This window comes from Streptomyces sp. NPDC057697 (assembly GCF_042799335.1).
Classification (GTDB): Bacteria; Actinomycetota; Actinomycetes; order Streptomycetales; family Streptomycetaceae; genus Streptomyces.
In genome coordinates, this window is the sequence record NZ_JBHVJA010000010.1 from 171,706 (window position 1) to 184,279 (window position 12,574).

The window sequence follows — 12,574 nt, forward strand, 5'->3', positions numbered from 1 at the left end:
GTACGGCGTCCGGGCCGTGCGGCGTCCGGTTGCGGGCCGGTCGCAAGGCGCAGGTGCGTCCCCGTACCGGACGTACGGGGACGGCACCGACCACGGGCTCCGACCACGCGGCGAGCGAGCGTGCGTGCCGGGCATCGCGCGGCGGGTGGCAGCGCGAGGACAGCCCTCAGGCCCGCCGGGCCAGCTCCGCCAGGAAGGCGACGACCTCGCCCGGTCCGGCCAGCAGCAGATCCGCCCGTTCGGCCAGCTCGGGCACCTCCGCGCTGCCGCTGCACACCAGCAGTCCGGGGATGCCGTCGGCGCCCGTGGAGCGGAGCTTCTCCACCGCGGCGTACGCGGCGAGGTCCCCGAGGTCGTCGCCCGCGTAGAGCACGGACTCGGCGTCCGTCTCGCGCAGGTACCGGGCGAGCGCCACGCCCTTGTCCATGCCCGGCGGGCGCAGCTCCAGGACCAGTCGGCCCGGTTCGACGATCAGTCCGTGCCGGGCGGCGAGCTCGCCGAGGGGGGCGCTCAGCGCCTCGAACGCGGCCTGGGGGTCGGCGGCCCGGCGGGTGTGGACGGCGATCGCCCGGCCCTTCTCCTCGACCCAGGTGCCGTGCCAGGAGCCGGAGCGGTCCAGTACGCCCGGGAGCTCGGCGCGGACCGCGGCGATGCCGGGGTGCGGGGCGGGGGCGTGGACGGTGCCGGACACGGCGTCCCAGCGCTCGGCGCCGTAGTGGCCGAGGACGACGAGGTGGTCGAGGCCCGGCACTCCCGCGAAGCCGCCGTGCCGCACCGCGACACCGGCCGGGCGGCCGGTGATCACGGCGACGGAGGCCACCTTCGGGGCGAGCGCGACCAGGGCCGCCACGGCGCCGGGGTGGGCACGGGCCTGTTCCGGGTCCGGGACGATGTCGGCGAGGGTGCCGTCGAAGTCGAGTGCGATCACGGCACGGTCGGGGCGCGCGAGGATCGCGTCGAGGGCCTCTCGGCCGGCCGGGGTGGTGGGAGTCGGGAGCTCGGACGGGGTTCCGCTCGGTGTGGGTGCTTCGGGGTTGCTGCCCATGGGGGGAGCCTATAGCCGGGACACGGGGTCGGGGCAGGTGTGCGCGGCCCCCGGACCGCCCCGTACGGGCCTGCGCTCCCCGGTTTCGCCGGGGGCTGGTTCTCCCGGGCGGGCCGGGTCCCGCGGAGGGAGCCGGTCCCGTTCCGCCGGTGGGGTGCGGCCCCGTCGGCCCGTCCTCAGCGGCGTTCGCGTCTGGCGTCCCGCACCCGGCGCAGGCGGTTCACCGTCACCGGGTCCTCCTCCAGCGCGCGGCGGTCGTCCAGGAGCGCGTTGAGGAGCTGGTAGTAGCGCGTGGGCGAGATGCCCAGCCGTTCGCGGATCGCCCGTTCCTTCGCCCCGGGGCCGGACCACGACTGGCGTTCGACGGCGAGCACGGCGCGGTCCCTGTCGGAGAGGCCGTCCGGGTCGTCGGGGCCGTGGGTGGGGGCGGTCATATCAGCCAACCTATCGCCCGCCCGGACGACCGCCACCTGCCGGACGGACCGCCGGCGCCGGGGGCAGGCGAGCCCGGCGTGGTCCGGCCGACGGGCCCCGGGGCCTGTCGTCGGAGTGCCGCCTGCCGTGCGGTGCCCGGCAGGCACGCCCGCCGCGTTGTCGGCGCAGTCGTCCCCGTGCACCCGGTACGGGGACGGTCCCGCGCCCCGCGCCCGCACGCACCGGACACCGCACGGCCCGGCCGCCGACCGGACGACGGCACTGCGACGACCGGCCCTAGTCCTCTCTCGCCGCCGCGGCCGCGTCGCGGGCGATCCGCCCCAGCACGCTCGCGGGGCTGCCGCCCGGTTCGACCGCCTTGCCGATGTTCTCCTTGATCGACTCGCTGGACCGGGCCCAGGACGTCTTGTTGTACGGGTAGAACTGCGAGTCCGGCAGCGCGTCCAGGAACTTCCACAGCTGCTTGTACCTGGTGTCGGACTCCATGGCCGCGGAGGCGCTGTCGGTCACCGGGAGCAGGTCGTACTCGTCGGCGAAGTCGATGACGTTCTTGTCGGTGAACAGATAGTCGAAGAACTTGCCCAGCTGTACGCGGTGGCCGTTCTGCTTGAAGCCCATGATCCAGTCGGCCACGCCGAGCGAGCTCTTGCCGGGGCCCTTGACGCCGGGCATCGGCACCATGCCCACGGAGACGCCCTTGCGCTCGGCCTCCTGCATCAGCGTCGGGTGGCCGTTCAGCATGCCGACCCGGCCGTCGGTGAACGCGTCGAACGCCTTCTGGCGGTCGAGCTTCCCGGGGGCGGTGGGGCCGACGAGGCCCTTGTCGACCAGGTTGGTCTTCAGCCAGTCGAAGGTCCGGACGTTCTCGGCCGAGTCGATCTCGTACGAGCCGCTGTCGTCGATGTAGCCGCCGCCCCCGCCGAGCAGCCACATCACGGCCTCGGCCTGGGCCTCCTCCGGGCCGAGCGGCAGCGCGAACGGATAGGTGACACCGCGCTGCGCGAGCACCGCCGCGTCGTTCCGGATGTCGTCCCAGGTCCGCGGGGCGTCGAGGCCCGCCTGCGCGAAGAACTTCTTGTTGTAGAAGAGCAGCCGGGTGCTGGCGACGAACGGCAGTCCGTACTGGGTGCGGTCCACGCTGCCCGCCTCGGCGAGGGAGGGCAGGAAGTTGGCCTGGCTGCGGATGGAGAGCATCTCGTCGGCCCGGTAGAGCTTGCCGGCCTTGGCGTAGTCGGCGTAGGAACCGATCTGGGCGATGTCGGGGGCCTGCCCCTTCTTCACCATCGCGGCGACCTCGCGGTCGATGTCCTTCCACGAATGGATCGTGATGTCGACCTTGATGCCGGGGTGGCTCGACTCGAATCCCTTGACGAGCCCTTCCCAGTACTTGCGGGAGCTGTTGGCCGGGCCGGTGCCGTAGTCGGCGGCGACGAGCTTGAGGGTGACCTCCCCCGAACCGCCGTCGGCGCCACCGCCGCAGCCCGCCAGTGTCGCGGTCATGCCCAGCGCGGTCACGACCGCGGTCAGTACCCGGTGGCGCAGATGCACAGCCCAGACCGTCCTCATCCATCGCGTCGTCCGAGCCGGCCACGCCGTCGTGGGCTCCGAACGGGCTGTGATCCTCTCCCAGGCCATTGCCGATGGTCTACACCAGAACGGGTCTCGCTTTCGCAACGTAACCGGGCCCGTACCCGGCGAAGGCGTACCGGCGCGACCCGGGTCCGGGGCCCGTGACCGGGCCGCGGATTCATGACCGGGATTTTGTATGGATCCGCAACAAAATAGGGTAGTGGACTAGACCTTTTTGCCTCCTCGGGCGAAACTGTTCCCCGTGAAACACGTCATCGCCCTCGATGTGGGCGGCACCGGAATGAAGGCCGCACTGGTCGGGGCCGACGGCACCCTGCTGTACGAGGCGCGGCGGGCCACCGGCAGGGAACGCGGCGCCGAAGCGGTCGTGGAGTCGATCCTCGCCTTCGCCGCCGATCTGCGGGCGTACGGCGAGGAGCACTTCGGCGAGAGCGCGGTCGCGGCCGGCGTCGCCGTGCCCGGCATCGTCGACGCCGAGAACGGGATCGCGGTCTACGCGGCGAACCTCGGCTGGCGCGACGTACCCATGCGGCGACTGCTCGGCGAACGGCTCGGCGGCGTCCCCGTCGCGCTCGGCCACGACGTACGCACCGGCGGGCTGGCCGAGGGCCGGATCGGCGCGGGCAAGGGCGCCGACCGCTTCCTCTTCGTACCGCTGGGCACCGGCATCGCCGGGGCCATCGGCATCGCGGGCGCGATCGAGGCGGGCGCGCACGGGTACGCGGGCGAGATCGGGCACATCGTGGTCCGGCCGGACGGCCCCGACTGCGGCTGCGGCCAGCGCGGCTGCCTGGAGACCCTGGCGTCCGCGTCCGCGGTGACCCGGGCCTGGGCCGCCGCTTCCGGCGACCCGGAGGCGGACGCGGCGGACTGCGCGAAGGCCGTCGAGTCGGGCGACCCGGCAGCCGTGGAGGTCTGGCGGGACGCGGTGGACGCGCTCGCCGCCGGGCTGGTCACCGCCCTGACCCTGCTCGACCCGCGCACGCTGATCATCGGTGGCGGTCTCGCCGAGGCCGGGGAAACCTTGTTCACACCACTCCGTGCGGCCGTCGAGGAACGCGTCACGTTCCAGAAGCTGCCCCACATCGTCCCGGCGGCCCTCGGGGACACCGCCGGATGCCTGGGCGCAGGGCTGCTCGCCTGGGATCTTCTCTCCACGGAGGTATCCGCCTGATGGCCGGACGCGCAGACAGCACAGTTCTCGCAGGTGCCCGGGTGGTCCTTCCCACCGGAACCGTCGAGAACGGCCGGGTGATCGTCGAGGGCACCAGGATCGCCGGTGCCGCGGCGGAGGGCGCCCCGACCGTCGACCTGAGCGGCCACTGGGTGGTCCCCGGATTCGTCGACATGCACAACCACGGCGGCGGCGGCGCCTCCTTCACCTCCGGCACCGTGGACGAGGTCCTCACCGGCATCCGGACCCACCGCGAGCACGGCACGACCACACTCGTCGCCTCCACGGTCACCGGCGAGATGGACTTCCTCGCCCACCGGGCCGGGGTCCTGTCCGAGCTGGTGGAACAGGGCGATCTGGCCGGCATCCACTTCGAGGGACCGTTCATCTCGCCGTGCCGCAAGGGCGCGCACAGCGAGGAACTGCTGCGCCACCCGGACCCTGCCGAGGTCCGCAAGCTGATGGACGCGGCGCGCGGCACCGCGAAGATGTTCACGCTCGCCACCGAACTGCCCGGCGGCATCGACTCCGTACGGCTGCTCGCCGAGCACGGCGTCATCGCCGCGATCGGCCACACCGACGCCACGTACGAACAGACCGTCGAGGCGATCGACGCGGGCGCCACCGTCGCCACCCACCTCTTCAACGCGATGCCGCCGCTCGCCCACCGCGAGCCCGGACCGATCGCGGCGCTGCTGGAGGACGAGCGGATCACCGTCGAGCTGATCAACGACGGCACGCATCTGCACCCCGCGGCGCTGGAGCTGGCCTACCACCACGCGGGCGCCCACCGCGTCGCGCTGATCACCGACGCCATGGACGCGGCGGGCTTCGGCGACGGGCTGTACCAGCTCGGCCCGCTCGCGGTCGAGGTCAAGGACGGCGTCGCGCGGCTGGTCGAGGGCAACTCGATCGCGGGCTCCACGCTCACCCTGGACACCGCGTTCCACCGGGCCGTGACCATCGACCGCATCCCGGTCGGCGACGTCGTGCAGTCCATCTCCGCCAACCCGGCCCGGCTGCTCGGCGTCTACGACCGGGTCGGCTCGCTGGAGCCGGGCAAGGACGCGGACCTGGTGGTCCTGGACGAGGACTTCGCGGTCAAGGGCGTCATGCGCCGGGGCGCATGGATCAAAGAGCCCCTGATCGGCTGATCCGTCCGATTGTTGACATCGAGTCGAATACGTAACGAAGAGACGGCGGTTGGTCCCGGGGTCTGGGCCGACCGCCACCTCTTTGGCATGATCGCCTGGAAAACAGCAGGAGAAAGCGCATTCCCCCCTGGGCTTCGCGCTTCCGAGCAGGGATCGAGGGAGCGGCCGCGGTGATCCTCACGGTCACACTGAATACGGCACTCGACCTGACGTACGGCGTCCCGGAACTCGTCCCGCACGCCAGCCACCGCGTCAGCGACATGTCCGAGCGCCCCGGTGGCAAGGGACTCAACGTGGCCCGGGTGCTCTCCGCGCTCGGCCACGAGACGGTGGTCACCGGATTCGCCGGGGGCTCCACCGGAGCAGTGCTCCGCGAGCTGCTGGCCGGTCCGCCCGCGGACGTCCGCGCGCCCGGGACGGCCCCCGCGCCGCTCACCGACGCGCTCGTCACGGTCGCCGGGAACACCCGCCGCACCATCGCCGTCGTCGACCGGGCCACCGGCGACACCACCCAGCTCAACGAGCCCGGCCCGCTCGTCACCGCCGACGAGTGGACCGCCCTCCTCGGCCAGTGCGAGGAGCTCCTCGCCGGGGCCGACGCCGTCGCGCTCTGCGGCAGCCTGCCGCCCGGCATCCACGTCGGCGCCTACGCCGAACTGGTCCGCGCGGCCCGCGCCGCCGGGGTCCCGGTACTCCTGGACACCAGCGGTGAACCGCTCCGCCGCGGCATCGCCGCCCGCCCGGACCTGATCAAGCCGAACGCCGACGAGCTGGCCCAGCTCACCGGCTCCCGCGAGCCGGTGCGCGCCACCCGCGACGCCCGTCGGCGCGGCGCGCACGGCGTCATCGCCTCGCTGGGACCGGACGGCGTGCTGGCGGTCACCCCCGACGGAATCTGGCAGGCAGCGCCGCCCGCCAAGGTCCTGGGCAATCCGACCGGCGCGGGCGACTCCGCGGTGGCCGGGCTGCTGTCCGGCCTCGTCGAGGGGCTGAGCTGGCCGGACCGGCTGCGGCGGGCGGTGGCACTGTCGACGGCGACCGTGCTCTCCCCGACGGCCGGCGACTTCGACCGCGCGGCGTACGAGGAGCTGCTGCCGCGCATCGGCATCGAGGAACACGCACCGGCGGCCTGAGAGGCCGCGCCCGTACCGGACCCGCCCGATCGCGCGGGTCCGAAAGAAGTAGCAAGAGGTCAGCATGCCGCTCGTCAGCACCGGTGAACTCGTCTCCGCCGCCCAGGCCGGGGGACGCGGGATCGCCGCCTTCAACGTCATCACGCTGGAGCACGCGGAGGCCATCGCGTCCGGCGCGGAGCGCGCCGGAGCGCCCGCCATCCTCCAGATCTCCGAGAACGCCGTGAAGTTCCACGGCGGACGGCTCTCCGCCATCGCCGCCGCGGCCGCCGCCGTCGCCCGCGCGTCCACCGCCCCGCTCGCCCTCCACCTCGACCACGTCGAGTCCGTGGACCTGCTCCACCAGGCGCACGACGAGGGCTTCGGCTCCGTCATGTTCGACGCGTCCAAGCTGTCGTACGAGGAGAACGTGCGGACCACGGCCGAGGCGGTGGCCTGGGGCCATGAGCGCGGCATCTGGATCGAGGCCGAACTCGGCAAGGTCGGCGGCAAGGAGGGCGAGGCGCCGCTCGACGCCCACGCCCCCGGCGTCCGTACGGACCCGGCCGAGGCCGCCGCGTACGTCCGCGACACCGGGGTGGACGCGCTGGCCGTCGCGGTGGGCTCCTCGCACGCGATGACCGAGCGCACCGCCGCCCTGGACCACTCGCTGATCGGGCGGCTGCGCGACGCCGTCCCGGTCCCGCTGGTGCTGCACGGCTCCAGCGGCGTCCCGGACGAGGAGATCCGCCAGGCCGTCGCCGCCTCCGGCATGGTGAAGATCAATGTGGGCACGGCCCTGAACACCGCGTTCACCGGTGCGGTCCGGGCCCACCTGGCCGAGCACACCACGGGCGTGGACCCGCGCAAGTACATCGCCCCGGGCCGCGAGGCGATGGCCGCGACGGTGGCGGGCTTCCTGGCCCTGATGGGCTGACGGCCCGCGTCCGGAAACGGTCCGGCCCCCGCACCCGAGGGTGTGGGGGCCGGACCGTTCTCATCTGCGGCTCAGCGCTTCCGGTGACCGGCCTTCAGCGAGAGCTGGTCGAGGTTGGCGTCGCACTGGTCGCCGTCGTTGCAGGAGATCATCAGGGTGTTCGCGCCCTTGTTGAGGTTGACGTAGGCGTAGGTCGTCGTCCACCCCTTCTCCAGGTCGCCCTCGGGGGCGTGCGCGTAGTTGTCCATGTTGATGCCGCGGGGGGCCTCGGAGTTGACCGTGAGGGACGTCTTGGCGTCCTTGCCCGGCACCCCGTAGGTCACGAACAGCGTGTACTCGCCGGCCTTCGGCACCTCGACCGACCAGGTCGCGGACCGGCCGACCTCGTTGAGGTTGATGTACTGGCCGTTGGCGCTCTTGGCGCCCTTGGTGGTGTTGTCCAGCTGGGCCGTGCCGCCGAGCTTGAGCGTCGCCGCGTCCTGCTTGGGCAGCTCGGCCGGGGCCTCGGAGCTGGCGGACTGCTCGGGCTTCGGGGACTCCTCGACCTGGGAGCCGGGACCGGCGGAGGTGGTGGCCTCGGCCTTCTTCTTGTCCTTGTCGTTGTCCGTGAGCAGCGCGGCGCCGATGCCGATGAGCACGACCAGGACCACCGCGACCGCGGCGATCAGCAGGCCCTTGGTGTTCGGGCCGCCGGAGGGGCCGCCGGACCTGCCGCGACCGCCCTGCTGCGGAACCTGCGCGGCGCCACCGGGGTAGGTCTCCGGGGCCGCGTACTGGGCGTTCGGCTGGCCGTACCCCTGCTGCTGGCCGTACGCCTGCTGCGGTGCCTGCTGGCCGTACTGGCGCTCACCGACGGTGCGCACCTGGTTGTACGAGGTACGGGGCACGCCGGGCTGCGGGGCCGCCGGCGGGTAGCCGTAGCCGCCCTGCCGCGGCGGCTGGGCACCCGAGGCCTGTCCGTCCTCGTACAGGTAGCCGAACGGATCGTCGTCCTCGGGCTTGTTTGCGCCGTTGTTCCCGGCCGTCATCCCTGGGTCACTCCTCACCATGTCGCCAGCCGTCGCCGAATATCGCCAGCCGTGGCCGACCGGCCGAGCCTACCCCGAACGGACCACACCAAGAATTGCCGTCGCCCGCGGCGGAACGGCGGCGGAGCCCCCGGGCGGCGCCGCCGTGAACGTCACCCGGCCCTGCGGTGAACCTTCGAGCGGGACCGCTTCTCCACGTACATCCGCTGGTCGGCGGAGCGCAGCACCTCTTCGGCGGTCATGCCGCAGGCGGCCCAGCCGATGCCGAAGCTCGCCCCCACCCGCACCGCCCGGCCGTCGACCCGGATCGGCGGGATGATGGCGTTGCGCAGGCGTACGGCCAGGTCGGCGGCGTCCGCGTCACCGAGTCCGTCGGCCAGGACGACGAATTCGTCACCCCCGAGCCGGGCCACGGTGTCACCGTCGCGGACGCAGGTGGTGAGCCGGCGGGCGACCTCGATCAGCACCGCGTCGCCGGTGTGGTGGCCGAAACGGTCGTTGATCGACTTGAAGCCGTCGAGGTCGCAGAAGAGGACCGCGAGCCCCTTCGCCCCGTCGTCGTGCTCGGTGTCGGGCGCGACGGCGTGCACATGGTGGTCGTACGGGCCGCCGGGGGCGGGGTCGACCTCGTAGCCGTGGGTCCGGGCGTCCGGGTCGTCGCCGTCGCCGTAGGCCGCGTCCAGCGCCTCCACCGGGGAGCCCGCCGCCGCGTTCGGGCGCTCGCAGAGCCGGGCGCCGAGCCGGGAGCGCAGCTCGGCGCTGTTGGGCAGGCCGGTGAGGGCGTCGTGCGAGGCGCGGTGCGCGAGGTGCAGTTCGTGGCGCTTGCGTTCCTCTATGTCCTCGACGTGGGTGAGCAGGAAGCGGGGGCCGTCCGTGGTGTCCGCGACGACGCTGTTGCGCAGCGAGACCCAGAGGTAGGTGCCGTCCCGGCGCCCGAGCCGCAGTTCGGCGCGGCCGCCCTCGGCGGAGGTGCGCAGCAGGGTGCCGATGTCCTCGGGGTGGACGAGGTCGGCGAAGGAGTAGCGGCGCAGCACGGACGCGGGGCGGCCGAGCAGTCGGCACAGGGCGTCGTTGGTGCGCAGCAGCCGGCCGTGCTGGTCGCCGCCCATCTCGGCGATGGCCATGCCGCTGGGCGCGTACTCGAACGCCTGGCGGAAGGACTCCTCGCTGGCCCGCAGCGCCTGCTGTTCCCGTTCGAGGCGGACCAGCGCCCGTTGCATGTTTGCTCTGAGCCGGGCGTTGCTGATCGCAATGGCCGCCTGCGAGGCGTACATCTGGAGGGCCTCGCGGCCCCAGGCGCCGGGGCGGCGGCCGTTGCGCGGGCGGTCCACGGAGATGACGCCGAGGAGGTCGGCTCCGCCGCCGGAGGCGTACATCGGGGCGTAGAGGCGGTCCTGGGGGTGCCACTCGTCCTCGAAGCGGGGATCGGGCCCGTCGGTGTGCCACTGCGGTACGTCGTCGTCGAGGAGGACCCAGCCGTCGGTGTGCGGTATGAAACGGAGCTCGTCCCAGGCCTGCCCCATCGTCAGCCGGCGTTCCCAGGAGGCGCGCGAGCCGACCCGGCCGGTGATCAGGGCCTCGGCGGCGCTGTTGCCGGCGAAGGCGGCGACGACGAGATCGCCGTCCTGACGGACCAGGTTCACGCAGGCAAGCTCGTAGCCGAGACCGGTGACGATTCCGTCGGCCACGGTCTGCAGCGTGTCGGCCAGGCTCCGCGCCGTATTGAGATCGGCCACGGCCTGGTGCAGCTGCCGCATCGTCGCAAGGCGGACGTACGGCTCCGACTCGGCCTCCATTGCTCGCACTCCCCGAGTCCTCGACAGCACTCCAGGTTTCATATCGACGTACTTACTGCAGTGTCACCGCAACTGAATCACAGTGAGCTGTGCCGTCGGTACACAGGGTCAACAAATATTGCGCTCTGTGACTCAAGTCACAACAGATGGTAAAGAGGTGTGCGTGCCGTGTGCCCGCGCGCTCTCTCGCCCCAGGCCATTTCTTGAACGCAAATCCGGGCGTGGTGGCGGGGTCCGCGGCCGCCCGTCGGGCAGGGGTCCTAGGACCCGACTGGTCCCCTGGCCCGATGCGGGGGCGCGGGCCGCGCGGTTAGCGTGCCGGTGTGTTGCAGACGACGACCCCCGCCCCGCGTCCCCGGCCCGTCCCCCATGCTGAGGGGGTGAGCAACGATGAGTTCCGAGGCGCCCTCGCCCGGCTGGCCGCCGGTGTCGTATTGATCACCGCCCAGGAGCCGCCGCTGGACGAGCACGGCCGCGGCGAGGACGTCGGGATGACGGCGACCGCCTTCATGTCGGTGTCGCTGGACCCGCCGCTGGTGATGGTCAGCCTGCGCAACGGCTCACGGATGGACGACCTGCTGGCGGAGCAGCCGCTGTGGGCGGTCTCCGTGCTGGCCGAGAGCCAGCGGCAGGTCGCCGGACGGTTCGCGATGAAGGGCCGGATCAGCGACCGGCTGCTCTTCGCGGACATCCCCCACACCCGGGGCGAGGTCACCGCCGCCCCGCTGATCGACGGTGCGCTGGCGACGCTGGAGTGCCGCACCGAGCAGCGGGTCGTGGCGGGCGACCACACGCTGGTGATCGGCCGGGTGCTGGGCGCGTCCCTGCCCAGCGCGGAGGGCGCGCCGCTGACGTACTTCCGGGGGCAGTACCGGCAGTTGGGCTGAGGCCGCCGGGGGCCGCTCCGGGGCGCTTCGGGGGGCCTGCGGGAAGCGGGGGGCTGCGGGAAGCCGGGCCCCTGCGGGGCGGGTGTCTCTTCGGGCGCGCGGTGCGTCACCAGTCGCGGCCGGAGCGGCCGCGCTTGGTCTCGCCGCGCTGCTTCTTCTCGCGCAGCCGGCGTTCGTTGATGCCCCGGGGGATCCGCGTCTTGCGGCGCGGCCTCGGGGGCGGCGCCGTCGCCTCGGCGAGCAGGGAGGCGAGCCTGACGAGCGCGGTCTCGCGGTTGCGCCACTGGGAGCGGTGCTCGGAGGACCGTACCGCGATCACCCCGCCCACCAGCCTGCTCTCCAGACGCTGGAGCGCCCGCTCCTTCCACACCTCGGGGAGCGACTCGGTCGCCGCGAGGTCGAAGCGGAGCTCCACCTGGGAGTCGCTGGTGTTGACGTGCTGGCCGCCGGGTCCGGAGGACCGCGAGAAACGCCACATGAGCTCGGCCTCCGGCAGGGAGACCGAACCGCGGATGACATAGGGCCCGGACATGACACCCATGTTCCCCGTTTCGCAGGGGGTTCGTCACCTTCTTTTGTCGTACCGGCATCCGGCGGGGGTTCGGTAAAGAAAGCAAAGGGATCAGGAACCTCCCGGTCCCTTGTCCGCGTTATGGCCTGTGACGGTAGCTTCGTGAAGGCACGGAGCCCGCGATCGACGACGAAAGGGACTTCCCATGGCTGTAAGCCTGTCCAAGGGCGGCAACGTCTCCCTCACCAAGGAGGCCCCGGGCCTGACCGCCGTCACGGTCGGCCTCGGCTGGGACGTCCGCACCACCACCGGCACCGACTTCGACCTGGACGCCTCGGCGATCGCGGTCGACCAGGCCGGGAAGGTCGTCTCCGACGGCCACTTCGTCTTCTTCAACAACAAGTCGACGCCCGACCAGACCATCGTCCACACCGGTGACAACGTCACGGGCCAGGGCGAGGGCGACGACGAGCAGATCAACGTCAACCTGGCGGGCCTGCCGGCCGAGGTCGACAAGATCGTCTTCCCGGTCTCGATCTACGACGCCGAGACCCGCAGCCAGAACTTCGGCCAGGTGCGCAACGCGTTCATCCGCATCATCAACCAGGCCGGCGGCGTCGAGATCGCCCGCTACGACCTGAGCGAGGACGCCGCCACCGAGACCGCCATGGTCTTCGGCGAGCTGTACCGCAACGGCGCGGAGTGGAAGTTCCGCGCGGTCGGCCAGGGTTACGCCTCCGGCCTGCGCGGCATCGCCCAGGACTTCGGCGTCAACCTCTGACGCACGGGCACAGCCACGAGAGCCCCCGGCCGCCAGGCCGGGGGCTCTCGCATGCGCGTCGGGGCCGGGGCAGTCCGGCGTCTTGTCGCGATGGCCGGAGTGGGAACTCTCGCGTACGCCCCGC

12 protein-coding genes are annotated in these 12,574 nt (G+C 72.5%); 6 read left to right on the forward strand and 6 right to left on the reverse strand.

The window, feature by feature from the left end; translation table 11 throughout:
* Positions 1–166: 166 nt before the first annotated feature.
* The 3 genes from otsB to ACFVFH_RS24795 all read right to left on the reverse strand — a co-directional run bounded on the left by otsB (position 167) and on the right by ACFVFH_RS24795 (position 2,980).
* Entirely contained in the window at positions 167–1,045 is an 879-nt protein-coding gene (otsB, locus tag ACFVFH_RS24785) for a trehalose-phosphatase (RefSeq protein WP_383772413.1), read from the reverse strand.
* A 176-nt stretch (positions 1,046–1,221) separates the two neighbouring features.
* Positions 1,222–1,479, reverse strand: a complete 258-nt coding sequence (locus ACFVFH_RS24790; RefSeq protein WP_383772415.1) for a DUF3263 domain-containing protein — start codon at positions 1,477–1,479, stop codon at positions 1,222–1,224.
* A gap of 277 nt (positions 1,480–1,756) precedes the next feature.
* A complete protein-coding gene (locus tag ACFVFH_RS24795; RefSeq protein WP_383772720.1) occupies positions 1,757–2,980 on the reverse strand; it encodes an extracellular solute-binding protein in 1,224 nt (407 codons plus the stop codon).
* A 331-nt stretch (positions 2,981–3,311) separates the two neighbouring features.
* Between ACFVFH_RS24795 and ACFVFH_RS24800 the strand changes: the two genes are divergently transcribed.
* The 4 genes from ACFVFH_RS24800 to ACFVFH_RS24815 all read left to right on the forward strand — a co-directional run bounded on the left by ACFVFH_RS24800 (position 3,312) and on the right by ACFVFH_RS24815 (position 7,447).
* Entirely contained in the window at positions 3,312–4,244 is a 933-nt protein-coding gene (locus tag ACFVFH_RS24800) for an ROK family protein (RefSeq protein ID WP_383772417.1), read from the forward strand.
* A complete protein-coding gene (gene nagA / locus ACFVFH_RS24805) occupies positions 4,244–5,398 on the forward strand; it encodes an N-acetylglucosamine-6-phosphate deacetylase (RefSeq protein WP_383772419.1) in 1,155 nt (384 codons plus the stop codon). The genes ACFVFH_RS24800 and nagA overlap by 1 nt, the downstream gene beginning before the upstream one ends.
* Before the next feature lie 170 nt (positions 5,399–5,568).
* On the forward strand, positions 5,569–6,531 hold the full coding sequence (locus ACFVFH_RS24810) for a 1-phosphofructokinase family hexose kinase (RefSeq protein ID WP_383772421.1): 963 nt from the start codon (positions 5,569–5,571) through the stop codon (positions 6,529–6,531).
* 64 nt (positions 6,532–6,595) lie between these two features.
* The gene (locus tag ACFVFH_RS24815) at positions 6,596–7,447 is read left to right on the forward strand and encodes a ketose-bisphosphate aldolase (RefSeq protein ID WP_383772423.1); all 852 of its coding nucleotides are present in this window, start codon (positions 6,596–6,598) and stop codon (positions 7,445–7,447) included.
* 71 nt (positions 7,448–7,518) lie between these two features.
* On the opposite strand, the gene ACFVFH_RS24820 is transcribed toward ACFVFH_RS24815, so the two are convergent.
* Complete coding sequence (locus tag ACFVFH_RS24820) at positions 7,519–8,475, reverse strand: carbohydrate-binding protein (protein WP_383772425.1); 957 nt, start codon at positions 8,473–8,475, stop codon at positions 7,519–7,521.
* A gap of 152 nt (positions 8,476–8,627) precedes the next feature.
* Positions 8,628–10,271, reverse strand: coding sequence for a diguanylate cyclase CdgB (gene cdgB / locus ACFVFH_RS24825; protein WP_383772427.1), 1,644 nt, complete (start codon positions 10,269–10,271; stop codon positions 8,628–8,630).
* A 380-nt stretch (positions 10,272–10,651) separates the two neighbouring features.
* Here cdgB and ACFVFH_RS24830 point away from each other — a divergent pair, with 380 nt between their 5' ends.
* Positions 10,652–11,158, forward strand: coding sequence for a flavin reductase family protein (locus tag ACFVFH_RS24830; RefSeq protein WP_383772429.1), 507 nt, complete (start codon positions 10,652–10,654; stop codon positions 11,156–11,158).
* Between the two features lie 106 nt (positions 11,159–11,264).
* Here the strand turns inward: ACFVFH_RS24830 and arfB are convergent, their stop codons facing one another.
* On the reverse strand, positions 11,265–11,699 hold the full coding sequence (arfB, locus tag ACFVFH_RS24835; protein WP_383772431.1) for an alternative ribosome rescue aminoacyl-tRNA hydrolase ArfB: 435 nt from the start codon (positions 11,697–11,699) through the stop codon (positions 11,265–11,267).
* A 175-nt stretch (positions 11,700–11,874) separates the two neighbouring features.
* Between arfB and ACFVFH_RS24840 the strand changes: the two genes are divergently transcribed.
* A complete protein-coding gene (locus ACFVFH_RS24840; protein ID WP_383772433.1) occupies positions 11,875–12,450 on the forward strand; it encodes a TerD family protein in 576 nt (191 codons plus the stop codon).
* Positions 12,451–12,574 lie beyond the last annotated feature (124 nt).

Excerpts from the sequence above, each read along its gene's own strand:
- otsB (WP_383772413.1), bottom strand. The coding sequence starts at position 1,045 with ATGGGCAGCAACCCCGAAGCACCCACACCGAGCGGAACCCCGTCCGAG.
- ACFVFH_RS24790 (WP_383772415.1), bottom strand. The coding sequence starts at position 1,479 with ATGACCGCCCCCACCCACGGCCCCGACGACCCGGACGGCCTCTCCGAC.
- ACFVFH_RS24795 (WP_383772720.1), bottom strand. The coding sequence starts at position 2,980 with ATGACCGCGACACTGGCGGGCTGCGGCGGTGGCGCCGACGGCGGTTCG.
- nagA (WP_383772419.1), top strand. The coding sequence starts at position 4,244 with ATGGCCGGACGCGCAGACAGCACAGTTCTCGCAGGTGCCCGGGTGGTC.
- ACFVFH_RS24815 (WP_383772423.1), top strand. The coding sequence starts at position 6,596 with ATGCCGCTCGTCAGCACCGGTGAACTCGTCTCCGCCGCCCAGGCCGGG.
- ACFVFH_RS24820 (WP_383772425.1), bottom strand. The coding sequence starts at position 8,475 with ATGACGGCCGGGAACAACGGCGCAAACAAGCCCGAGGACGACGATCCG.
- cdgB (WP_383772427.1), bottom strand. The coding sequence starts at position 10,271 with ATGGAGGCCGAGTCGGAGCCGTACGTCCGCCTTGCGACGATGCGGCAG.
- arfB (WP_383772431.1), bottom strand. The coding sequence starts at position 11,699 with ATGGGTGTCATGTCCGGGCCCTATGTCATCCGCGGTTCGGTCTCCCTG.
- ACFVFH_RS24840 (WP_383772433.1), top strand. The coding sequence starts at position 11,875 with ATGGCTGTAAGCCTGTCCAAGGGCGGCAACGTCTCCCTCACCAAGGAG.